Source organism: Paraburkholderia sp. GAS32 (assembly GCF_050434225.1).
Taxonomy (GTDB): domain Bacteria; phylum Pseudomonadota; class Gammaproteobacteria; order Burkholderiales; family Burkholderiaceae; genus Paraburkholderia; species Paraburkholderia madseniana.
Genome location: NZ_JBNPVS010000027.1, coordinates 23,297 through 44,332, shown reverse-complemented (window position 1 = coordinate 44,332; position 21,036 = coordinate 23,297). Strand labels below are relative to the sequence as shown.

The window sequence follows — 21,036 nt, the reverse complement described above, 5'->3', positions numbered from 1 at the left end:
GCGGAAGGAGGCTTGAAGCGGGCTCTAAGCGCCTCCTAATCCGCCGGCCGGCTCCGCGCCCGGGTAGCCGGCCACCCATTTGACTACTCGTGCCCGACGAATTCATCGGCGAGCTTTTCGGCGATTAAATCCATCACCACGCGTATAGCCGCATTCCGTCGCATATCGGTGTGAGCCACGAGATAGATGTCACGCGACAGCCTTTCTTCCGTGTCCAGAGCCAGCACGCCCTTGTCGGCCCCGGCGAAAAAACGCGGCAATACGGCGATGCCCAAACCCATGCGCACCGCGGCGAGCTGGCTCGTCAGATCATTGCTCCTGAACCGGATCCTTCGGCCGTCGGCAAAGCGGTAAAGCCACTCCTGTTCGGGCACATGATCGAGCGACGAGTCGTAAGCAATGAATTGCCACTCTTCGCTGGGCAGTTCGGTATAGCCCGGTGCCCCATACAGCCGATACGCCATCCTGCCGACTCTACGCGCGACATTGGTCATTTCGGTCGGTCTGGACAGGCGGACTGCGATGTCCGCCTCCTGGCGACCAAGCGAAATGAAGGACTGGTTGCCTAGCAGAACCAGATCGAGTTCGGGATGCCGCAAGCCCAGCTCTGTAATGCGCAACGCGAGGAAGGTGCTCGCGAGGGAAGGCGGCGCACTCACCGTTACCTTCGCGCGTGCTGTCGTTTTTCGCGCCCTCACTCCCCTTTCCAGCGCATGGGCCTGTGCCAGCATGCCTTCAGCCGCGCTAGCCACTTCGCCGCCCGCCTCCGTCAACTGCCACCGCCGCGCAAGCCGGTCTACCAGTCTTTCGCCCAACGCATGCTCGAGCGCCGCGATGTGCCGCGCGACGGTAGCGTGGTCCACCTTCATCGTCCGTGCCGCGCCGGACAACGTCCCGGCCTCCGCCAGGGCTATGAAATGCCTCATGTCATTCCAGTCGAACATCGGTGCAAATTCTCACAAGCAAGGTGAAATCTTGCCGGATTCCCGGCCGCCGGTCCCGCTGATACATTTTGCATCGCAATGACGATTCCCCGACACACACAATTGAAGGTGGTTCAAATGAAGATCCATGACATTGAAGGTTTCCCTAACCCGGCTCGCATTCGCATCGTGCTGGCGGAGAAGGGAATGGACTCGCTGGTGGAGTTTGTTCGCGTGAATCTCTACGATGCAGAGCATCAAAAAGGTCCATTCCGGGAAAAGAATCCGACATCGACGGTTCCCGTTCTTGAACTCGACGACGGCACGTTCATTGGTGAATGTGTTGCGATCGCGGAGTATCTCGACAACCTCGACGGAAACCCGATCCTCACCGGACGCACACCCCGCGAGAAAGCGGTGATCCACATGATGCAACGGCGCGCTGACCATCAACTGATCGACGGCATAGGCGTGTTTTTCCACCACTCGACGCCGGGCCTTGGCAAAGCCAATGAGGCCTTCAAAAGTGCCGACTGGGTCTTCCGCAAACAATGGGGCGACAAACACGGGGAACGGGCGATAGCAGGAATGAAATACTTCGACGGTGTTCTGCAGACTCAACCCTACGTCGCGGGCGACCAGTTCTCCGTCGCTGACATAACGGTGTGGGCAGCGTTGATGCATGGGGACTACGCAGGACTGACAGTCCCGGCCGATCACACCGCGTTGCTGGAATGGCGAGCCAGGATCAACGACCGTCCCAGTGTCAAAAACCGAAGCGGCCAGAACCTCAATGCCGAAGACCTACCGCATCTGGAGCCTCTGCTTGCCTATCTGAACAGCAAGGCCGCCACGTCGTCTGCGAGCTAACTCAGTGATTGTCTGCCTGCCGACAATCCCCCGCACTCGCGACGAGTATCCATGCCCTTTTTGTTTTGAGAATCCAACATGCCGCAACGCAAGTACCTGATCACCGGCGCCACCGGCAAAACTGGCGTCCACACGATTCGCCATCTTCTCAAAGACGGACACCTGGTTCGCGCCCTCGTGCGTCAGGAAGACGAACGCAGTGCATTGCTCCGGAGCGAGGGCGCAGACGTCTTCGTTGGCAATCTTCTCAAGCATGACGACGTGATACGCGCGATGGACGGCGTAACGGGCGCTTACCTGTGCTATCCCGTCCATCCAGGCTATATCCAGGCCACCGCGTATTTCGCGGACGCTGCGCAGCGCGCGGGTGTCGAAGTTGTCGTGGAAATGTCGCAAATTTCCGCCCGGGAAGATTCGAAGAGCCACGCCGCGCGCGACCATTGGATCGCAGAACGTGTGCTCGACTGGTCGAACGTACCGACCGTCCACATTCGCCCGACGTTCTTCGCCGAATGGCTGATTTTTCCATGGGTGCGCGATCCTATCGTGCAAGAAGGCAAGATCACGCTGCCCTATGGTACGGGGCGCCACGCGCCGATGGCAGCCGAGGATCAGGCTCGCCTGATCGCCTCCGTCCTCGCACAACCGTCCAGTCATATCGGAAAGACCTATCCGCTGTTCGGACCCGTCGAACTGGGCCAGCAAGAGATTGCCGATGAAGTCGGCAAGGTTCTGGGTCGCAAGATAGCCTATCGCCCGTCAACCATCGGGCAATATCGCGAGCATCTGGAGAAATACGATCTGCCGGAATTTTTAATCCAGCACTTCCTCGCGATCGCCGTCGACTACCAGAACGGAATTTTCTCCGGCGTAGATGGCGTTATCGGCGAGATCACCGGGCGAGCCCCCCAAACCGTCGGCGACTTTGTGAGAACCCATCGTCGAGCGTTCGAGCAGTAAATTCTTGCCAATGTGTTCTGTTCGCATGGTCGAAGTGTCGCTATTTGACCGTTTGCTTTTTGGCGACTACCAATGCAATGCCGCCAAGGATTGCGGCCGAACTGCCCAGCAAGCGCAGCGTCAATGGTTCGCCGAGCAACACTATCCCGCCCATTGCCGCGATGACCGGCACACTCAATTGCACGGTGGCAGCGGTAGCCGCTTTCAGTCCCCTTAGGGCCGCGTACCAGATGACATAGCCAACGCCAGAGGTCAATGCTCCGGAGAGCATGGCATACACGATTCCGGATCGTTCTAATGAGAGGTGCGCAAGTGTGAGCAGACTAACCGCTGCCGCAAACGGCACGGCTCGCAGGAAGTTCCCTGCGGTAGTCGTTGTCGGATCGCAAGAACGCCTGCCTCGCAACGAATAAATGCCCCACGCGACGCCCGCCCCCAGCATCAAAAGAGAAGGCTGCAGAGGTGGCGCCGAGATTCCGCGCAGAACGAGACCGATCAGACCGCTAAGTGCCAACAACAGTCCCGCCCACTGCCGTACGCGCAGGTGCTCCCCCGTCCAAAGGCCGTGTCCGATCATCGTAGCCTGCACAGAGCCGAAAAGAAGCAACGCGCCTGTCCCGGCCGGAAGACCGACGTATGCAAATGAAAACCCGGATGCATAGGCAAAAAGTGCAAGTGCCGAATACCAGTTGCCAGCGATACCCCGCGGACTACCACGTGCTCGCAGCATCAACCAGAGCGTGAGAGCGGCGGACACCACCCGCACCAACGTGAATGTTGCTGCATCGACCCCCGCGCCTTTCAGCGCCAGACGGCAAAGCAATGAATTCCCTGCAAAGGCGAACATTGCGAGGGTGGTAAGCAAGGCGATTCGCGTACGCGGCATGGAGCGTCGGCGTCAGTCACGCGCTTGAGGGTCTGTGACAGCTTAGTGTATCGCCCGCGAGGACGGCCAGGCGCCATCCTCGACGACTATTGGCCGCTCCCGCTCGACCCGCTTGCGCACGGTCCAGCCGCACTCCCGTCTCAACGCTCGTCAAATCGCCGCACGATATCGCCCATCAGATTGCGCAACCACACGTTGCCCTCGTCCTGATCGAAATGCTCGTGCCAATGCATCGTGACTGCCGCCATCGGCAAGGTAACGGGCAACTCGTAGAGCTGAAACCCGCCATCACGATTGAAAATCTGTGCAAGACGCCGCGGCAGCGTCGCGAACAGATCGGTCACGGCCAGCACACTCGGCAAGGCCACGAAGTGCGGTAATTCCAGCGCAATATGCCGGCCCACACCTTGCGCACGAAACGCATCGTCGAGTGCATAGTGGCTGTGCTCGACCGACGTGATCTGCACGTGCGACGCGTCCAGAAATGCTTTCATGGCCAGTTCTTTCGTGCGCGGCAAGCCGCGCCGTTTGCGCGTCATGCAAACGTAAGTCTCTTCGAATAACGCTTGATGACGCGTGCGCGCGGTCAACGTCGGCAGATTGCCGATTGCAAAATCGAGCCGGCTGCCACGCAGCGCATCTTCGATTTCTTCCACCGGCAGCGGTTCGATGCGCAATTTCACGCGCGGCGCCTGTTGGTGCAACGCCTCGCAAATCGGCGGCAAGTACGCCAGCTCACCCGCATCGGACAGCGATAACCGGAACGTCCGCGTACTGACCGCGGGATCGAAGTGCTCCGCATAACGCAGCGCTTCACGCACCGTATCCAGCGCCCGCGCGACGATGCCCGACAGTTCGAGCGCGATCGGCGTGGGCTGCATGCCGGCTCGCGTGCGAATGAACAGCGGATCGTCGAACAGGGTCCGCAAACGCCCCAGCGAATAGCTGATCGCCGGCTGCGACAAGGCAAGCCGCTGACCGGCCCGCGTGAGGCTGCGCTCCTCGACGATCGCCTGGAAAACGCGCAGCAGATTGAGGTCGACGTGGTCCAGCGAATTCATCGAGATATCCATGAGATTGATTTTATATTTTATTTTAGATCAATTTGACGCATATCAGTCGCTCAGCGAGACTTTGCTTCATCGACCACCCCACCTACACCACGATGAGCGATTCCTCATATCAGACCGTCGACACGAGCGCCTTGTACCAGCGCGCGCAGTCCGACCGCGTCGCCCCGTCGCTGTACTACGACCCGGCGGTTTTCGAAACCGAACTCGAGCGCATTTTCTACAAGACGTGGATCTGGGTCGCGCACGAAAGCGAACTGCCGAATCCGGGCGACTTCCGCACCACCACGATCGGCCGCCAGCCGGTGATCGTGGTGCGCGACAAGAGCGGCGCCGTCAATGTGCTGCAGAACCGCTGCCGCCATCGCGGCGCGACGGTGTGCGAGCAGCACAAGGGCAATGCGAAAGGCTTCACGTGCCCGTATCACAGCTGGACCTATGGCCTCGACGGCGCGTTGCGCGCACTGCCCTATGGCGACGGCTATGAAGGCGTGATCGACAAGACCGAGTTGCCGCTCGCCAGTTTGCGCGTGGGCATCTATCAAGGTCTGATCTTCGCGAGTTTCAATCAGGAGATCGAGCCGCTCGAAGATTTCCTCGGCGGCGCCAAACCGTGGATCGACCTCTTCATGAAGCAAGGCGCGGGCTATCCGATCAAAGCCAACGGCGAACATCGCTTCCGCTTTAACGGCAACTGGAAGATCCAGCTCGAAAACACCACCGACCTGTATCACTTCCCGGTCGTCCACAAGTCGTGGATGAAATCGATCGACGACGAAACGGCCGCGGCGATCACGAGCTTCATGACCAGCGACGAAGCCTTCTGCCGCTCGCTCGGCAACGGCCATAGCCTCGCTGTGCTGGTGCCGGAACTCGTCGATCTCGACAAGGACGACGGCACACCCATTCCTGAACGCTTCCAGGAACTCGCCGCCACGCTTGGCGAAAAGCACACGCCCGACGAAGTGCGCCGCATTGTGCGTTCGCTGATGGGCGTCGGCTTCAACCTGAATCTGTTTCCGAACCTCGCGCTCTCGATGGCGTTTTTCCGCGTGCTGCGGCCCATCTCCGCGAACGAGACGGAAATCCGTCACGTCGCCCTGGCAATGGACGGCGGCCCCGACGAAGCAAACCGTGTGCGCTTGCGCATTCACGAACACTTCCAGGGCCCGTTCGGTTTCGGCAGCCCGGACGACGCCGAAGCATGGGAACGCGTGCAGCGCGGCTCGCATGCCGGTCCCGATCTGCCGATCCTCGTGAACCGCGGCCTGAATCGCGAGAGCACCGCGCCGAACGGCGAAAAGACCGCACACGCCACCGACGAAACCGGGATGCGCGAAGCGTACGCGCAATGGCGCACGATGATGGAGCAAGCATGATGGATGACAGGAACACGCTGTTCTCGCAGCAGATCTTTGCCGGCGCGATCGAACTCATCTGGCGGGAAGCCGAATTGCTGGACCGCAAGGACTATCACGCGTGGCTTTCGTTGTGGGACCCGGCAGGCTTCTACGTGGTGCCGATCGATCACGACACCACCGACTTCGCCGCCACGCTGAATTACGCATACGACGATCAGGACATGCGCGAAAAGCGCGTGCAACGCATGACGTCCGGCTATTCGGCCTCGGCGAGCGACGCCGCCCGCACCGTGCGCACGGTTTCGCGTTTCACGCTGACGAGCGATACGAGCGACGAGGTCGAGGTGAGCTCGGCGCAGGTCATCGTCGCGTACAAACGCGGCAAGTCGACCCTGTTCGCGGCGGATCTCACGCATCGCATCAGTTTCGTAAGCGGTGAGCCGCGCATCGTGCAGAAGGTGATCCGCCTGATCGATTCGACCGAGGCGCTCAGCGCGATCGGATTCCTGTTGTAATTGACGACGCTACCTGCGAGCACGACGATGCCAAACGACACGCTTTCTCCCACGGCCGTATCAGCCGCCACGCCAGCGGCGCCTGCGACCTCGCGGACACTGCGGCGAATCATCGTCGCCTCCGTGATCGGCAATGCGCTGGAGTGGTACGACTTTTTTCTGTACGGCACGGCAGCGGCCCTGATCTTCGGGCCGCTGTTCTTCCCGCTGCACGGCGATCCGCTGATGGGCACCCTTGCCGCGTTTGCAGGCTTTGCGATCGGCTTCCTGGCGCGGCCGCTGGGCGGCATCGTGTTCGGTCATATCGGCGACCGGCATGGCCGCAAACGCGCGCTCGTCGTGACGCTGATGATGATGGGCGTGGCGACCTTCGGCATCGGTCTGTTGCCGACGTTCTCGCAAATCGGCTTCCTCGCACCGATCGCGCTCATCTGTTTGCGGGTCGTGCAAGGCATTGCGTCCGGCGGCGAATGGGGCGGTGGCGTGCTGCTCATCAGCGAGAGCGCGCCTGCGAATCGCCGTGGCTATTACGCATCGTTCAGTCAGTTGGGCGTGGCGGGCGGCTTTGTGCTGTCGGCGGCCGCGTTCTATCTGGTGCAGCGGTTACCGGTAGAGAGCTTCATGTCCTGGGGCTGGCGCCTGCCGTTTCTCGCGAGCGTGCTGATCTTCGGCGTCGGTGTCTATATTCGCCGGAGCCTGCCTGAGAGCCGCGACTTTACCGCTGCCAAACCGAAGCACATGCCGGTGCTGACCGTGCTGCGCAATCACCCGAAGCAGGTATTGCAGGCCATGGGGCTGCGTATCGCTGAAAACGGCGGCACGTATATCTTCCTCTCGTTCGTGCTGGTGTACGGCAAGACGATCGGTGTGCCGGTCTCGGTGATGCTTGGCGGCGTGATGCTAGCGATGCTGCTCGAACTCGCCACGATCGTGCTGTGGGGCCGGCTATCGGATGTGATCGGACGCCGGCCGGTGTATATGATCGGCGCGCTCGGCCTCGTCGTGATCGCGTTTCCCGCGTTCTGGCTGATCGATACGCATGAACCGCTGCTCGTGTTCCTCTCGCTCGCATTAGGTTTGCCGTTCTGCCACGCCGCGATGATCGGCACACAGCCTGCGCTGATGGGTGAACTCTTTCCCACCGAGGTCCGCTATTCGGGCATGGCGCTAGGCCATGAAATCGCCTCGGTGTTTTCCGGCGGACTCGCGCCTCTGGTCGCTATCGCACTGTATTCGAAGGTCCATGCGCCGTGGCCGGTCGCATTGATGTTGATCGGTTTCGGTCTCATCACCGCGATCACGCTCTTGACCATTCCGAAGAACATCAATACGACGCATGATTGAAATGCGATCAGCCGGCGGGAACGGCCACTATCGGCAGCGTAAAGCTGCATTGAAGCCCGCCGTGCCGCGCCGGTTTGGCCCAGATTTCGCCACCATGCCGCGTGACGATGTTTTTGCACAGCGACAAACCAATGCCGTTGCCACCCGCCTTCGACGAAGAGAACCCGTCGAACAGGCGGCCGTGCGCTTCGGCGGGCACGCCCGGGCCGTTGTCGACGACCTGCACGAGCGCATATTTCCCGCGCAGACTGGTGACAAGACGCAATTCACCGCGCCGTGCAGCAGCATTCGTGCATTCCGTCAGCGCCTCGATCGCATTGAAGGCCAGATTCAGCACCACCTGGCCAATCAGCACGCGCTCGCAATACACCGGCAACGCTTCGGGCGCCTGCTCGATCGTGACCGCAACGCCCGCGTCTCTCGCGCGCAATTCGATGAAGTACGCGACGTCCGCGATGACGTCGCGCAGGTCCGCATGGGTCTCGCTCGGTTCCCGCTTGACGATGTAATCGCGCACGCTTTTGATGATCACCGCCGCATGCTCGGCCTGACGATCGGCGCTGCGCAGGCCCCACAACGCATCGTCGACGGGTCCCGATTGCCCGAGCCGCAGAATCGCGCCCTCGATGAAATTGCGCACCGCGGCGAGCGGTTGACTCAACTCGTGTGCGATTGCGGTCGCCATTTCGCCCATCGCGTTGTAGCGCCCCGCGTATTCCAGCAGCCGCGCCTCGTTACGGCGCGCTTCTTCGACAGCGACTTCGTCCGTGATGTCGCGAAAGTGCAGCAGGCGCCCGTTGAGGTCGTCTTCGATCTCGATGCGTCTGCACGTGATGCGCAACCAGCCCGGCGTGCCGTCGCGGCGCGTGATGCGATAACGCTGCGGTGCCGAAGGCTGGATGCGCGGTGCTGCGGCGAGCTGTTCGAGCAGACGGTCGCGATCCGACTCGCTGCAATAGTCGAGCACGTCGCCCATTGGCGCGCCCTCTTCCAGACCCAGCACACGCCGTCCGGATTCGCTGACGAATTCCACTTCGCCCGCGGGCGTCAGCACGGCCACGCCCTCCCCCAGATCCTGCATGAACTCACGGAGCCGCGACTCGTAACGCCGCAGCGTTTGCTTGAGCGTGTCCTCGACGCTGATGTCGCGGAACTGCACCATCACCACCGCGCGCTCCTCCAGCGGCACGTAGGTTGCAATGGCTTCGGACAGCATATCGGCGCCCGTGCGCGAGCGGTAACACCACTCGTAGACCTGCGGGCCCTCGGTGATCGCACGGTCCATGGCCCCGACGCCGATCTCGCGCCGGTACTTCGGCACCGGGCGGGTCATGTCTTTCGCCTTGAGCGGCAGCATTTCTTCAAGCGTAAAACCCAGCGCCTCGCAAGCCGCGCGATTGGCCCACACGATCGCCTTCGTTTCGGCGTCGTGCAGCAGCACGCACAGCGTCAGCGCGTCGAGCAGGCGGTGGAAATCTTCTTCGGCGGGGAAATTCATCGGGCGAGGCTGCACAAAAGTTCGATCGCGTACGTGGAGGAACATAACACCAGTCGGCATGATTCGCGTCTGAAGATTTCTTTAGATACCCCCGGCGCGGTACCTAAAAACACCTCTCGCGTCCCAATTGAAGCGTTCTTTTTGCATTTCTAGACTGGCCTCACCCTGCACGCGCTGTCGCCGGCGTCTTTGCCCGCGACCAAAGCGTGCCTCGTGTTCCAGCCGATAACGAATCAAGGAGATGCCCCGCCATGTCAGACACCGCCATCGACACTGTTGCCGCCGTCGCAGAAGCCAGCCGCGATGCAACGCGTTTGCCGCTCGCCGACGTCATCGTCGAAATCGCCGCACGGCGCGAAGAGTTCGATCGCCTGTCGCATGTGCCGCGCGACGTCATCGTCAAACTCAAGCGTGCGGGCGTGTATCGCGCCGCAACGCCCAAGCGTTTTGGCGGCGATGCGCTCGCACCTACCGCGTTTCTCGACATGATCGAACGTATCGCGATAGCGGACGGCTCGGCGGCCTGGGTCGCGAGTTTCGGCTCGGCGAACGTGTATCTTGCGGCCTTGCCTCTGGCCACTCAGGCGCAGATCTACGCCGATGGTCCCGATCAGGTGTTCGCAGGCGGTCTGTTCCCGGTGCAAGCCGCTCAGCCTGCCGACGGTGGTTGGCGTGTAAACGGTACGTGGAAATTCGCGAGCGGCTGCAAGGGCGCGGATTGGCTCGGCGTCGGAATCGGTGCGGCCAGCTCAGGCTCGGGCGCCGCTGGTGCGCCCGGCAAACCACGCACCGCCGTGTTCCGCCCGCATCAGGTTGAGATCGTCGAGAACTGGGATGTGGTCGGCATGCAAGGTACCGGCAGCCACGATCTGCGCGTCACCGATCAGTTCGTCACCGACGACTGGACCTTCGTGCGGGGCGGCGAACCTTGCGTCGACGAACCGCTGTATCGCTATCCAACCATCGCCTACGCGGCGCAAGTGCTGGCCGTGGTCAACCTTGGCCTTGCACGCGCGGCGCTCGATGTCGCCAACCAGATGGCCGGCGGCCGCAAAACGACAACCGGCGCGCCGCAACTCGCCGACCGCGCGTACTACCGGATCGAATTGGCGAAAGCCGAAGCGCAATTGCGTTCAGCCCGCGCGTTCTTCTACGACACCACCGACGACGTCTGGCAATCGATCCTCGCCGGCAACCCCGTTACACCGGACCAGACCAGCCTGCTGCGGCTCGCCGCGACGCAGATCGCCCGCGAAGGCGCCGACGTCGTGCAGCGCGCTTACCGGCTCGGTGGCACGATGGCGATCTACGGCTCGCATCCGCTGCAGCGCCTGGTGCGCGACGCAATGGTGGTCACCCAGCACGCGTTCCTCGGCGAAGGCAACTTCGATGGCGCCGGTGCGGTGTTCGTCGGCGTGCCGCCGATTCCGGGCTACCTGTAAGTCATTTTCTGATTTTGCCGTTCAAACGATTTCATGGAGAACCACACGATGTCCGATAACCCGAAGCTGCCCTTGCGCGTTCTGTTCTGCTGCGGCGTGACGCAGAATTTCTTCGACTTGCCGCGCGAGAAGATCGGCGAAGTCTGGCAGGCTTACGGCAAGATGCTGGCGGCGGTCGAATCGATGGACGGCGTCAGCGTGCTCGGCATCATGGACGACGACCGCCTCACCGTCGGCAATGCTGACAACTCGCCGTGGACGTTCTACATCATGGCCGACGTGCGCGACTTCGATACCGCAGTGGCGGTGTGCAATCTGTATCGCACTACACCGGTCGGCGAATATAACCTGTGGCGCTACGGCAAGATCGAAGCGCGCGTTGGCCGCGCGCTGCAAGTGCCGCCGCAACACGCCAACGCGGCTTGAGCGTGCCGGAGCATGATGCGATGAACGAGAACACGGATACGCTTGCCCGGTTGACCGAACGGCTTGTCGCGCTCGAAGCCGAATCCGCCGTGCGCTGCACGATGGCGCGCTATATGGCGCTCTGCGACGTGCCTTCGGGTGTGCTGGAAGGCGAGACGCTTGCGGCCCTCTTCGCTGCCGACGCGATCTGGGAAGGCATCGGCCCGCAGTACGCGAGCAAGTTCGGCCGCCTCACCGGTCACGCGGAAATTCTCGCGATGCTCACGCGCTACTTGCCGCCGTCGCCGCATTTCTCGGTCAACGTGCATTTCCTCACGTCGGAAACCATCGAGGTGCAGGGCGCAACCGCGAAAGGCCGTTGGATCATGCTGCAAGCGTCCGGCTACGTCGACGCGCAAGCCGAGTTGATCTCGGCGCGCCTCAATGTGGATTTCGCGCCCGCCGACAATGGTCGCGACTGGCTCATCACGCACTTTCGCACCGAGCGTCTTTTCGATGCGCCCTGGCAAGTCAATGCAAGGAAACCGAACCCATGAACGAATTTATCCAGACATTGTCGATAGGCGGCACGGGCCCCAGCATCGCGATCAAGGACACGATCGATATCGCCGGCTATGCGACCACAGCGGCGAGCCGCGCGTTGGCCGATAGACCCGCTGCACAGCAGCATGCGGAAGTCGTTGAACGCTTGCTCGATGCCGGCTGGCACATCGTCGGCAAGGCGAATATGCACGAGCTGGCATTCGGCATGACTGGCATCAACGATTACACCGGCACGCCGCAAAATCCCCAGGACGCCTCGCGCATTCCCGGCGGCTCGTCGAGCGGTTCAGCGGCCGCGGTTGGTTTGAAGCTTGCCGATGCCGCGCTTGGCACGGACACCGGTGGTTCGATTCGTGGCCCCGCTGCGTGTTGCGGCGTAATCGGTTTGAAGCCGACTTTTGGACGCGTCTCGCGGCGCGGCGTTGCACCGCGTGAATCGACGCTCGATTGTGTCGGACCGTTCGCGCGCGAGATGCAGATGATCGTTGCCGCGATGCAGGCGATTACCGCAGACTTCGACACACATGCGGCCCAAGCGGCACGAAGCGGCGCGTGGAACGTCGGTATCGTGCAAGTCGACGCAATGCCGGAAATCCTTAAAGCCGTTACGCGCGCGGCGGACCAGGCTGATTGCACCGCTCGCACGTTGGAACTTGCAGGGCTTGCCGCCGCCTTCGAAGCGGGCCTCGCGATCATCAACGTAGAAACTTTTCATGCGTTCGGTCATCTCGTGGCAACCGGCAAGCTCGGTGCCGATCTCGATGCACGGCTGCGCGCCGCTGCGAATACAACCGCGGCGCAATGCGAGGCGGCGGAGTCGGTACGTCGGCAATTCACAGCCGCTGTCGATCACGCGCTTGAAAGCGTAGACGTATTGATTCTCCCAACCCTGCCCGCGCTGCCGATCACGCTCGACGAGGCACGCGGCGGCACGCCGGTCATCGCCATGTCGTCGTTGATCCGGCCGTTCAATCTGAGCGGCCATCCGGCATTGAGCTTGCCGTTGCCTATCGATGGCTCGCCGCTCAAGGCGGGCTTGCAGATCGTCGGACGCAAGGGGGCGGATGAGCAGGTGTGCGCGATTGCGGCGCGTTTCGAAGCCGCTCTTCTCACGGAGTAAAAGCAATGCAGAAAAGAGTCGTACTCGTCACTGGCGCCGCGCGCGGTCTTGGCGCCGCGATTGCCACGCGCTTTCACGCAGCGGGTTATGCGGTCGCCATCGGCGACATTGCGTTCGATGCCGCACAGGCTCTCGCCCGCGATCTGAGTGCCGACGGCTCGAGCGCCTTCGCACTGAATCTGGACGTCACCGCGAAGACCGCATTCGAATCCGCACGCGATGCGATCCTGCAACGCTGGGGCCGTATCGACGCACTGATCAACAACGCAGGCGCATCCAAAGTCGTACCCGTGATGGAGATCACCGCCGAGCAGTTCGATCAGGTGATCAACGTGAATCTGCGCAGCGTGCTGTTCGGCTGCCAGGTGTTCGGCCAGCATTTCGCCGACGCCGGCGCGGGCCGCATCGTCAATATTGCCTCGCTTGCGGGACAGAACGGCGGATCGGCCACCGGTGCGCACTATGCGGCAGCTAAAGGCGGCGTCATCACGTTGACCAAGGTGTTCGCGCGCGACCTCGGCACAGCGGGCGTAACCGTCAACGCGATTTCACCTGGGCCGATGGATCTGCCGATCGTGCACGAGAGCGTCGCGGCCGACAAACTGAAGGCGGTGATCGCCAACATTCCGGCGGGACGTCTGGGCTCAGCGGACTATGTCGCCGATGTCGCGGTCATGCTGGCTGCAGAGAACGCTTACTTTGCAAACGGCGCATGCTGGGACGTGAATGGCGGCTTATTCATGCGTTAGTGCCCGACGCGGCCACCTCCTGATCCCACACCGCCATCACGTCGCGCACCAGCATCGCGATGGACGCCGCGCCAAGTTTGTCTTTGATGCTCGCGCGATGCACGTCGACGGTCTTCACGCTGATGGACAGATCAGAGGCGATACGCTTGCTGCCCTTGCCGTCGATCACACCGCGCAGCACTTCTTTCTCGCGTGCCGTCAACGACGCCAGGCGCTTGCGTAACTCGCGCTGTTTCTGATCAGCGGCGTGACGTTGCGACGCAAGTTTCAACGCACGCTGCACGCGATCGAGCATCTGCTGCGAGTTATACGGTTTCTCGACGAAATCGATCGCGCCGTTCTGCAAAGCGCGCACCGACATCGGAATGTCGCCGTGACCGCTGACGAAAATGATCGGCAGCGTCGCACCTCGACGGTTCAACTCCGCTTGCACGTCGAAGCCGCTTTGCTCCGGCATGCGCACATCGAGCACAAGACACGCGGGCACGTCCGGATCAAACGCGCTAAGAAATTCACTAGCGTTGGCGAAACCCGCCGACTTCACGCCGACCGACTCGAGCAGCCATGCGAGCGAGGTGCGCATGCCGTTGTCGTCGTCGACGATATAGACGATCGGTGCGGGGGACAAAGCGGACTGAGGCTGCTGGGACATGGAGTCAGTGGAACGGTTCGGGATGGGTGCGATTCGAAGCGTCTTGCTGGCTCATGATAACCAGTGGAAAAAGCGCTGCAAAGCGATAATTACCCTGTAGCGCGGATTAAAGTCGCTCATACGCTGCACCGTGCCGACATGCATTGGGGAAACCTTTAGACGGACTGGGAAAGAGGCCTCTACGCGCACCGCTCGCGCTGATTTTTTTCCGTGCGTGGATTGATTACGCTTGAATCCAGATCCCTACCGCACCCCCCGGAACCCAGAACATGACGCCGAACCCACAAGCAACGCAAGCGACTCCTGTTGCCGACACCGAGCAGGCAGCCAGGCAGCAATTCCGTCAGGCCATGGCGCATCTATCCGCGGCCGTGAACGTCATCACGACCGCCGGTCCGCATGGACGCTGCGGCGTCACCGCGAGCGCCGTGTGCTCCGTCACTGATACGCCGCCCACGTTGCTTGTTTGCCTGAACCGCTCGAGCGCGATGCACGCTACTTTCGAACGCAACCGGCATGTCTGCATCAACGTACTGCCTGGCGAGCATGAACTGCTCGCGCGTCACTTCGCCGGCATGACGCAGGTGCCGATGGAGGAACGCTTTGGCTGGTCGATCTGGGACGACGGCACGCACGGTGTACCGGTTTTGCGCGACGCACTCGCGAGTCTGCAGGGCGAGATCGTCGATCTGAAGGAAGTGGGTTCGCACTCGGTCATGTTCGTCAAAACCACCTGCATCAGCGTGCGCACGGATGGTGATGGCTTGATCTATTTCGATCGCAATTTCCACCGCATCAAGCGCTCGGCATCGCATTGAGGTGCGACGGGAACGATTGAAACCAGCCGCGGCGCGTGGCCTGCTTAAATTACGCCCGCGCTATCGGTATCGAACTGAAACTGCGGCACCGCCGCGACGGCTTCAACGAAACAGTCGATCAGATTAAGGGAATGGGCCGTTGGCGCTGGGTGTGGGTTGTCTCGATGTCGCCAATCCGAATACTTTGTTCTTTGGCAGCACGGGTGGTCCTACGGCAGAAGTTCTGAATTCCTCTTTTGCCTGCGCGGCGCTCATTGTCAGTGTTCTTAGGGCTTTGGCCTTTCCTTGATCTGGCTTTGGTGCCTTTCCTTGCATTGTTAGTGGTCTATTAGTGTTGCCCCTGTGCGGGGCGGCACCTACTTCTCTTTGCCGGCTGCAAAGAGAAGTAGGCAAGAGAAAGCAGCTTAAACCGCTAATTCTAAGTGGGGCCCGTGGTCTGCCATGGGTAGTGGTGCATCTGGAATCCGTGTTCTCGCACATTCCGCGTTAGTGACAAGGGGCTCATCAGCTCCCACTCCGCACTGCGTGCGTCGCGGACGGGTCTGCATGGGAAACCACAGGCTTCGGTTCAAGTCTGCAGGGGGCCGTCGGCTTCGCCTCGGCGACGCGCTCCTGCATTCGCCCGAGAACCCCCGCTTCAAATGATACGTCGGTGCCCCTCAATCACGGTCACAGCTGCGGCGGTGCAAGGGCGAGCCACGGCCCGGTGGCGAGGCGTAGACGTTAAAACGTAGCGGGTGGTTTTATGAACTGCTCTTCGGCGCGCGCAGCGCCGCCGGAAGTATGACGCCCTTGTCACTGGCGTATGCAGGGGCACGAACCCAGATTCCAGATGCACCACTACCCGCAGCAGACCACGGTGCCCACTTAGCATTAGCGGTTTGAGCTGCTTTCTCTTGCCTACTTCTCTTTGCAGCCGGCAAAGAGAAGTAGGTGCCGCCCCGCACAGGGGCAACGCTAATCGACCACTAACAATTCAAGGAAAGGCCAACGCCCCAGGAACACTGACAAAAGCGCCGCGTAGGCACAAAAACCCCTACCGCATCGCCCGAAGCCACGCATACCAGGCGTCCATTCCTTCACCGCTCTGCGCCGACACCCGCAAAATCTCAATCCCAGGATTGACCTTCCGGGCATAGCCAATACACTGCTCGACATCAAACCGCAAATACGGCAACAGATCGATCTTGTTCAACAACAACAACGAACAAGCCCGAAACATATGCGGATACTTGATCGGCTTATCCTCGCCTTCCGTGACGGAAAGAATCAACACCTTGGCCCCTTCCCCAAGATCGAACAACGCGGGACACACCAGGTTGCCGACATTCTCGATCATCACAACCGAATGCATCGGCGGATCGAGCTGCGTCAGTGCTCGCGACGCCATCTCCGCATCCAGATGACATCCCGTGCCGGTGTTGATCTGAACCACACGTGCTCCCGTTGCGCGAATCCGCTCGGCGTCGTTGAGCGTCGCCTGATCGCCTTCGATCACCGTGAGCGGCAACGTCTCGCCAAGATCGTGGATCGTGCGCTCGAGCAATGTAGTCTTGCCCGCACCCGGTGAACTCATCAGATTCAGCGCGAGAATCGATCGCCCCGCCAGCCAGCCGCGATTGCGTTCGGCCAGCAATTGATTCTTCGCCAGAATGTCCTGTTCCAAAGTGATTGACGTGACGTGCTCGCTCCCATGGTTGTGCGGGTGACCATGCGTGTGGGTATGACCGTGCGCGTGGTCGCCGTCATGTGAATGCTCATGCGGATGTGAATGCGCGAGGACACCGTCGTGCGAATGTTCATGTTCGTGATGGTGCGGATGCTGCGAGTCGTGTGAATGTGGCTGGCCGTGCACGTGCGAGTGGATCTGCGGATGCAGGTGTGCATGGCCCTGCTCATTTCCACTCACTCGCCGATACGACGGTTCACGCGTGCCGACTACCGCGCCTTCTCGCGTAGCTTGCGATTGCGATTCCGCTTCCGCCTGCGCCGCCTCCTCCGCATCCAGATCGGTCACCGCCGCGCCCTGCGTATTCGAGCATCCGCATGTCGTACACATCACACCACCTCCATCTGCCGGATCTTCAACTGCTGGCCCGAAATCAGTTCGAGATTGTCGCTCCCGCATTCGCACTGCCCGAACGGCACATCGATGTCGAGCGTCTCGCCGCACGCGAGGCAACGTGCCTGCCCAGGCATCTCGATGATTTCCAGGGTCGCGCCCTCCACCGCCGTGTCCTTCGCGCAGACGTCGAAGCAAAACCGGATCGCGTCCGGCATCACCGCCGACAATCGCCCGATCTCCAACGTCACCCTTCTCACGCGCGCGCCGTTGGCCTGTTCCGCACAAATCTCGACGACGCTGTTGGCAATGCTCAACTCATGCATGGCGCACTCCTCCAGCGATCAGCAGATGCGCGGCAGTTGCTCGCCCACCAGCATGTCGACAATGCGCTGCCCGCCGAACACCGTCTGCATGACGACAAGACCACCCGCGCCCACCTCGCCCACCTCCACCGTGCCAATTGCCGCCGCCTCGCGCCCCGCCGGATGCGCGCGCATGGCAGCGAGCACCTGCCCGGCTGCATCGGCGGGCACGACGGCCACCAGCTTGCCTTCGTTAGCCAGATACAGTGGGTCGAGGCCGAGAATCTCGCACGCGCCCTTGACCTCTTCCCGCAACGGCAGGTCCGCTTCGCGCAGCCGTATCGTCACGTTCGAACTCTGTGCAAACTCGTTCAACACAGTCGCGACGCCGCCACGCGTCGCATCGCGCAAACAGTGAATCTGCGGGCACGCATCGAGCATTGCCGCGATCAGGCCGTTGAGGGGACAACAATCGCTTTCCACATCGGCTTCCAGGGCAAGTTGCTGGCGCGCGACCAGAATCGCCGCGCCATGATCGCCGAGATAACCGTTGACGATCACAACGTCGCCAGGGCGCGCGTTGCGAGCCGAAATCGACACGTCGCGGCGCACCACGCCGATGCCGGCGGTGTTGATAAAGAGCTTGTCCGCGCAGCCGCGTTCGACCACTTTGGTATCGCCCGTCACGATCGCGACGCCCGCTTCGAGCGCGACCCGCTGCATGCTCGCGGCAACACGTCGCAAGATATCGACGGCAAGGCCTTCTTCGATCACCACTGCGCATGAGAGATATAACGGTGTTGCACCGCATACGGCCAGATCGTTGACCGTTCCCGATACAGCCAGAGTGCCGATGTCGCCGCCTGGAAAGAACAATGGATCGACTACGTAGCTATCGGTCGTAAACGCGAGACGGTCTCCATGCGCAGCAAGATCGGCGAGCGCGAAAACGGCCTGATCTTCCAGCGCCGCGAGCGTGGGATTGTCGAAGGTCGAGACGAATACGTCTTCGATCAGATCCCGCATCGCGCGGCCACCGCCGCCATGTGCGAGATTGACGGAAGCGTCGCGTATGTGCGCCACGCGGCGGGGTGCCATCGGCTGCTGAGGATCGGGCACGCGGTCGTTCATGAATGGCCTCGCGTGGTGGACGCATAGGCTGCATCGTCGATCAGCGCAGGCACATCAGGCATAACGGCCACGCCGCTTGCGCCAAGGCACGCCGGGGCCGTCGCGTCGGCTGATTTCACGCTCTGCCGCGCAACGCGCCGCTCATCGATCCGCGACGTATCGATACGCCCATAGTTGTAGTAAGCCGCGCAGGCGCCTTCGCTCGACACCATCAACGAGCCGAGCGGAGACTCCGGTGTGCAGGCGGTGCCGAACACTTTGCACTGATGCGGTTTGATCACGCCCTTCAACACCTCACCGCATTGGCATGCTTTCGGGTCCGCGATCTTCAGGTTTGGCACGTCGAACTTGCGCTCCGCGTCGAAAGCGGCAAACGTCTCACGGACCCTGACCCCCGAGTGATCGATAGAACCCAGTCCGCGCCATTCGAAGAACTCGCGCGTCTCGAACACGCGCATCACCGCCGACAAAGCCTGCGCATTGCCGTCCTCGGTCACGATCCGGCCATACTGGTTCTCCACCTCGCAGCGCCCTGTTTCGATCTGCCGCAACACCATCCACATCGATTGCAATATATCGAGCGGCTCGAATCCCGCCACCGTGATCGGCTTGCGATAGTGCCGGGCGATAAAATCATAGGGCCGTGTGCCGATCACCATGCTGACGTGCCCCGGGCCAAGAAAGCCGTCGAGATGCAAATCGGGCGAATCGAGAATCGCCTTGATGGTCGGGATGATCGTGATGTGATTGCAGAACAGCGAGAAATTGTGGATCTTTTGCGCATGCGCCTGCAGAACCGTCATCGCGGTGCTGGGCATGGTCGTCTCGAAGCCTAGACCGAAGAAGATCACCTCCCGGTCTGGGTTTTGTTGCGCGATCTTCAAGGCGTCGAGCGGCGAATAGACCATCCGCACGTCCGCGCCGTCGGCTTTCGCTTTCAGCAGGCTCTTCTTCGAACCGGGTACGCGCATCGCGTCACCAAAGGTCGTGAAGATCACCTCCGGACGCTCGGCTAACGCGACGCAATCGTCGACGCGGCCCATCGGCAGCACACACACCGGACAACCTGGGCCATGCACGAACTCCACCGTATCGGGCAGCATTTGCTGAATGCCGTAGCGGAAAATCGTATGCGTATGGCCGCCACACACTTCCATGATTTGCAGCGGCCGTTGTTTGGCACGCTCGATGCGGGACACCAGCGCGCGGATTTCCTTCTCCAGCGTTTTCGCTTTGTGCGGGTCACGAAACTCATCGACGTATTTCATGGTGCACCTCCCTCCGCCGAGCTGGCCAGGCCAGCCGAACCGGCGAGGCCGCCGCGGTCGTCGGCAAGCAGCGTATGCACGAGGTCCCACAGAATGTGATAAATCGCGACGTGGGTCTCCTGCACGCGATGAATGCTGTCACTCCTCACCACAAGGCAATGATCGACAGCGGCACTGGTGGCCATGCGTCCGCCATCGTGACCGGACAATCCGATAGTCAGCAGACCCATCTCTTTCGCTTTCGCAAAGGCAGTCAGCAGGTTTTCGGAATTTCCGCTGGTCGACACGCCGATTAGCGCGTCGCCACGCCGGCCTTGCGCCACCAGCTGCCGCACGAAAATATGGCTAAAGCCGACATCGTTGCCGACCGCGGTCATCATGGCCGTGTCAGCCACGAGGTTGATGGCGGTGAGTGCCGGGCGACCCGTGGTCACCGGATGCAAAAATTCGACGGCGATATGCGAGGCGTCGCAACTCGAACCGCCATTGCCCATGGTGAAGAGCCTGCCGTCGCGGCGGTACATCTCGGCAAGCGCGTGAGCAATTCGCACCACTACTGGGCCGTTTTCGTCGAAGAAGCGTTGTTTGGTGTCGACGCTGTCCTTTGCTTTCAGACGCACTGAATCGAGCAGCGCCGCGTCGAGCTTGTCCGCGTCCTGGCGTGCGCCGTGCAGGAACGGATACAGCGTCTGCAGGGATTCATGTTCGGGCATGCCGGCCTCCGTTGGCTTCCGATCAGACGCTTAAGGCGCGCTGCGCAATTCTTCGCGCAGTTCGTCCCGCAGTTCGCCCATCCCGGCGATGTCATTCATCTCGCCCTGCGCGACGCCCAGTTCGTGCAATAACGCGAGCGTGCGCGCCGCTTCCTGCTCGTCGAGCCGGCTCATCGCGAAGCCCACGTGCACCAGCACCCATTCGCCGATGCACGAGTTCGCCGTCCGTCCCTCGCCGATCACGAAGGCAATGTTGATCACGCGCCGCACACCGCCGACGTTGACGAGCGCGAGATCGTTCGCCGCGTCGGTCACTTCGACGATCTGTCCCGGGATGCCCAAACACATGGTGTTCTCCCATCAGCCCGCTTTTGTGCTGC

The 21,036-nt window shown here is 61.4% G+C and carries 22 protein-coding genes; 11 read left to right on the top strand and 11 right to left on the bottom strand.

What is annotated here, in order from left to right; genetic code table 11:
* Positions 1–83: 83 nt before the first annotated feature.
* Positions 84–926 carry a LysR family transcriptional regulator gene (locus P3T25_RS28595; RefSeq protein ID WP_266240332.1) on the bottom strand — a complete coding sequence of 281 codons (843 nt, stop codon included), beginning with the start codon at positions 924–926 and terminating at the stop codon, positions 84–86.
* A 135-nt stretch (positions 927–1,061) separates the two neighbouring features.
* On the opposite strand from P3T25_RS28595, the gene P3T25_RS28590 reads away from it, so the two are divergent.
* Together P3T25_RS28590 and P3T25_RS28585 are read left to right on the top strand one after the other, a co-directional pair.
* On the top strand, positions 1,062–1,793 hold the full coding sequence (locus P3T25_RS28590; protein WP_429360143.1) for a glutathione S-transferase family protein: 732 nt from the start codon (positions 1,062–1,064) through the stop codon (positions 1,791–1,793).
* 78 nt (positions 1,794–1,871) lie between these two features.
* Positions 1,872–2,753 carry an NAD(P)H-binding protein gene (locus P3T25_RS28585; RefSeq protein WP_429360141.1) on the top strand — a complete coding sequence of 294 codons (882 nt, stop codon included), beginning with the start codon at positions 1,872–1,874 and terminating at the stop codon, positions 2,751–2,753.
* 40 nt (positions 2,754–2,793) lie between these two features.
* On the opposite strand, the gene P3T25_RS28580 is transcribed toward P3T25_RS28585, so the two are convergent.
* Positions 2,794–3,639, bottom strand: coding sequence for a DMT family transporter (locus P3T25_RS28580; protein ID WP_154560756.1), 846 nt, complete (start codon positions 3,637–3,639; stop codon positions 2,794–2,796).
* Positions 3,640–3,779: 140 nt separating this feature from the next.
* Positions 3,780–4,700 carry a LysR family transcriptional regulator gene (locus P3T25_RS28575; protein ID WP_054041527.1) on the bottom strand — a complete coding sequence of 307 codons (921 nt, stop codon included), beginning with the start codon at positions 4,698–4,700 and terminating at the stop codon, positions 3,780–3,782.
* A 104-nt stretch (positions 4,701–4,804) separates the two neighbouring features.
* On the opposite strand from P3T25_RS28575, the gene P3T25_RS28570 reads away from it, so the two are divergent.
* From P3T25_RS28570 to P3T25_RS28560, 3 genes are read left to right on the top strand one after another with little or no spacing between them, the layout of a single operon-like run.
* Positions 4,805–6,088, top strand: a complete 1,284-nt coding sequence (locus tag P3T25_RS28570; protein WP_429360138.1) for an aromatic ring-hydroxylating oxygenase subunit alpha — start codon at positions 4,805–4,807, stop codon at positions 6,086–6,088.
* Entirely contained in the window at positions 6,085–6,585 is a 501-nt protein-coding gene (locus P3T25_RS28565) for an aromatic-ring-hydroxylating dioxygenase subunit beta (protein WP_429360136.1), read from the top strand. Before P3T25_RS28570 ends, P3T25_RS28565 begins: the two co-directional genes overlap by 4 nt.
* Positions 6,586–6,612: 27 nt before the next feature.
* Complete coding sequence (locus P3T25_RS28560; protein ID WP_429360134.1) at positions 6,613–7,929, top strand: MFS transporter; 1,317 nt, start codon at positions 6,613–6,615, stop codon at positions 7,927–7,929.
* Between the two features lie 7 nt (positions 7,930–7,936).
* On the opposite strand, the gene P3T25_RS28555 is transcribed toward P3T25_RS28560, so the two are convergent.
* Positions 7,937–9,427 (bottom strand): PAS domain-containing sensor histidine kinase, encoded by a 1,491-nt coding sequence (locus P3T25_RS28555; protein ID WP_429360132.1) that lies wholly within the window; start codon positions 9,425–9,427, stop codon positions 7,937–7,939.
* A 251-nt stretch (positions 9,428–9,678) separates the two neighbouring features.
* On the opposite strand from P3T25_RS28555, the gene P3T25_RS28550 reads away from it, so the two are divergent.
* From P3T25_RS28550 to P3T25_RS28530, 5 genes are read left to right on the top strand one after another with little or no spacing between them, the layout of a single operon-like run.
* On the top strand, positions 9,679–10,869 hold the full coding sequence (locus tag P3T25_RS28550; protein ID WP_429360130.1) for an acyl-CoA dehydrogenase family protein: 1,191 nt from the start codon (positions 9,679–9,681) through the stop codon (positions 10,867–10,869).
* Positions 10,870–10,917: 48 nt separating this feature from the next.
* Positions 10,918–11,295: a hypothetical protein gene (locus tag P3T25_RS28545; protein ID WP_074283434.1), complete on the top strand. Its 378-nt coding sequence runs from the start codon at positions 10,918–10,920 to the stop codon at positions 11,293–11,295.
* Between the two features lie 20 nt (positions 11,296–11,315).
* Positions 11,316–11,831 carry a nuclear transport factor 2 family protein gene (locus P3T25_RS28540; RefSeq protein WP_266240341.1) on the top strand — a complete coding sequence of 172 codons (516 nt, stop codon included), beginning with the start codon at positions 11,316–11,318 and terminating at the stop codon, positions 11,829–11,831.
* Positions 11,828–12,958, top strand: a complete 1,131-nt coding sequence (locus P3T25_RS28535) for an amidase (protein WP_171927282.1) — start codon at positions 11,828–11,830, stop codon at positions 12,956–12,958. The genes P3T25_RS28540 and P3T25_RS28535 overlap by 4 nt, the downstream gene beginning before the upstream one ends.
* Positions 12,959–12,963: 5 nt before the next feature.
* A complete protein-coding gene (locus P3T25_RS28530) occupies positions 12,964–13,707 on the top strand; it encodes an SDR family NAD(P)-dependent oxidoreductase (RefSeq protein WP_266240342.1) in 744 nt (247 codons plus the stop codon).
* On the opposite strand, the gene P3T25_RS28525 is transcribed toward P3T25_RS28530, so the two are convergent.
* On the bottom strand, positions 13,697–14,359 hold the full coding sequence (locus P3T25_RS28525; RefSeq protein WP_171927280.1) for a response regulator transcription factor: 663 nt from the start codon (positions 14,357–14,359) through the stop codon (positions 13,697–13,699). The two genes, P3T25_RS28530 and P3T25_RS28525, sit on opposite strands and share 11 nt — an antisense overlap.
* 269 nt (positions 14,360–14,628) lie before the next feature.
* On the opposite strand from P3T25_RS28525, the gene hpaC reads away from it, so the two are divergent.
* Positions 14,629–15,177: a 4-hydroxyphenylacetate 3-monooxygenase, reductase component gene (hpaC, locus tag P3T25_RS28520; RefSeq protein WP_429360126.1), complete on the top strand. Its 549-nt coding sequence runs from the start codon at positions 14,629–14,631 to the stop codon at positions 15,175–15,177.
* Positions 15,178–16,213: 1,036 nt separating this feature from the next.
* On the opposite strand, the gene hypB is transcribed toward hpaC, so the two are convergent.
* Genes hypB through P3T25_RS28490 form a run of 6 tightly spaced genes read right to left on the bottom strand, consistent with a single transcriptional unit; the run spans position 16,214 to position 21,004 of the window.
* Positions 16,214–17,236: a hydrogenase nickel incorporation protein HypB gene (gene hypB / locus P3T25_RS28515; protein ID WP_171929108.1), complete on the bottom strand. Its 1,023-nt coding sequence runs from the start codon at positions 17,234–17,236 to the stop codon at positions 16,214–16,216.
* The gene (gene hypA, locus P3T25_RS28510) at positions 17,236–17,565 is read right to left on the bottom strand and encodes a hydrogenase maturation nickel metallochaperone HypA (RefSeq protein WP_097392783.1); all 330 of its coding nucleotides are present in this window, start codon (positions 17,563–17,565) and stop codon (positions 17,236–17,238) included. The genes hypB and hypA overlap by 1 nt, the downstream gene beginning before the upstream one ends.
* Before the next feature lie 18 nt (positions 17,566–17,583).
* Positions 17,584–18,675, bottom strand: a complete 1,092-nt coding sequence (gene hypE / locus P3T25_RS28505; RefSeq protein WP_302273574.1) for a hydrogenase expression/formation protein HypE — start codon at positions 18,673–18,675, stop codon at positions 17,584–17,586.
* Positions 18,672–19,943: a hydrogenase formation protein HypD gene (gene hypD / locus P3T25_RS28500; protein ID WP_171929109.1), complete on the bottom strand. Its 1,272-nt coding sequence runs from the start codon at positions 19,941–19,943 to the stop codon at positions 18,672–18,674. Before hypD ends, hypE begins: the two co-directional genes overlap by 4 nt.
* Entirely contained in the window at positions 19,940–20,656 is a 717-nt protein-coding gene (locus P3T25_RS28495) for a D-sedoheptulose-7-phosphate isomerase (RefSeq protein ID WP_154565631.1), read from the bottom strand. The genes hypD and P3T25_RS28495 overlap by 4 nt, the downstream gene beginning before the upstream one ends.
* A gap of 30 nt (positions 20,657–20,686) precedes the next feature.
* Entirely contained in the window at positions 20,687–21,004 is a 318-nt protein-coding gene (locus tag P3T25_RS28490; RefSeq protein WP_429360122.1) for a HypC/HybG/HupF family hydrogenase formation chaperone, read from the bottom strand.
* Between the last annotated feature and the right edge of the window lie 32 nt (positions 21,005–21,036).

What these genes read in the sequence shown, in the direction of transcription:
- hypB (WP_171929108.1), bottom strand. Translation starts at nt 17,236, where the DNA reads ATGTGTACGACATGCGGATGCTCGAATACGCAGGGCGCGGCGGTGACC.
- P3T25_RS28555 (WP_429360132.1), bottom strand. Translation starts at nt 9,427, where the DNA reads ATGAATTTCCCCGCCGAAGAAGATTTCCACCGCCTGCTCGACGCGCTG.
- P3T25_RS28595 (WP_266240332.1), bottom strand. Translation starts at nt 926, where the DNA reads ATGAGGCATTTCATAGCCCTGGCGGAGGCCGGGACGTTGTCCGGCGCG.
- hypA (WP_097392783.1), bottom strand. Translation starts at nt 17,565, where the DNA reads ATGCATGAGTTGAGCATTGCCAACAGCGTCGTCGAGATTTGTGCGGAA.
- hypE (WP_302273574.1), bottom strand. Translation starts at nt 18,675, where the DNA reads ATGAACGACCGCGTGCCCGATCCTCAGCAGCCGATGGCACCCCGCCGC.
- P3T25_RS28560 (WP_429360134.1), top strand. Translation starts at nt 6,613, where the DNA reads ATGCCAAACGACACGCTTTCTCCCACGGCCGTATCAGCCGCCACGCCA.
- P3T25_RS28495 (WP_154565631.1), bottom strand. Translation starts at nt 20,656, where the DNA reads ATGCCCGAACATGAATCCCTGCAGACGCTGTATCCGTTCCTGCACGGC.
- P3T25_RS28530 (WP_266240342.1), top strand. Translation starts at nt 12,964, where the DNA reads ATGCAGAAAAGAGTCGTACTCGTCACTGGCGCCGCGCGCGGTCTTGGC.
- hypD (WP_171929109.1), bottom strand. Translation starts at nt 19,943, where the DNA reads ATGAAATACGTCGATGAGTTTCGTGACCCGCACAAAGCGAAAACGCTG.
- P3T25_RS28570 (WP_429360138.1), top strand. Translation starts at nt 4,805, where the DNA reads ATGAGCGATTCCTCATATCAGACCGTCGACACGAGCGCCTTGTACCAG.
- P3T25_RS28525 (WP_171927280.1), bottom strand. Translation starts at nt 14,359, where the DNA reads ATGTCCCAGCAGCCTCAGTCCGCTTTGTCCCCCGCACCGATCGTCTAT.
- P3T25_RS28535 (WP_171927282.1), top strand. Translation starts at nt 11,828, where the DNA reads ATGAACGAATTTATCCAGACATTGTCGATAGGCGGCACGGGCCCCAGC.
- P3T25_RS28575 (WP_054041527.1), bottom strand. Translation starts at nt 4,700, where the DNA reads ATGAATTCGCTGGACCACGTCGACCTCAATCTGCTGCGCGTTTTCCAG.
- P3T25_RS28490 (WP_429360122.1), bottom strand. Translation starts at nt 21,004, where the DNA reads ATGTGTTTGGGCATCCCGGGACAGATCGTCGAAGTGACCGACGCGGCG.
- hpaC (WP_429360126.1), top strand. Translation starts at nt 14,629, where the DNA reads ATGACGCCGAACCCACAAGCAACGCAAGCGACTCCTGTTGCCGACACC.
- P3T25_RS28590 (WP_429360143.1), top strand. Translation starts at nt 1,062, where the DNA reads ATGAAGATCCATGACATTGAAGGTTTCCCTAACCCGGCTCGCATTCGC.
- P3T25_RS28565 (WP_429360136.1), top strand. Translation starts at nt 6,085, where the DNA reads ATGATGGATGACAGGAACACGCTGTTCTCGCAGCAGATCTTTGCCGGC.
- P3T25_RS28540 (WP_266240341.1), top strand. Translation starts at nt 11,316, where the DNA reads ATGAACGAGAACACGGATACGCTTGCCCGGTTGACCGAACGGCTTGTC.
- P3T25_RS28545 (WP_074283434.1), top strand. Translation starts at nt 10,918, where the DNA reads ATGTCCGATAACCCGAAGCTGCCCTTGCGCGTTCTGTTCTGCTGCGGC.
- P3T25_RS28550 (WP_429360130.1), top strand. Translation starts at nt 9,679, where the DNA reads ATGTCAGACACCGCCATCGACACTGTTGCCGCCGTCGCAGAAGCCAGC.
- P3T25_RS28585 (WP_429360141.1), top strand. Translation starts at nt 1,872, where the DNA reads ATGCCGCAACGCAAGTACCTGATCACCGGCGCCACCGGCAAAACTGGC.
- P3T25_RS28580 (WP_154560756.1), bottom strand. Translation starts at nt 3,639, where the DNA reads ATGCCGCGTACGCGAATCGCCTTGCTTACCACCCTCGCAATGTTCGCC.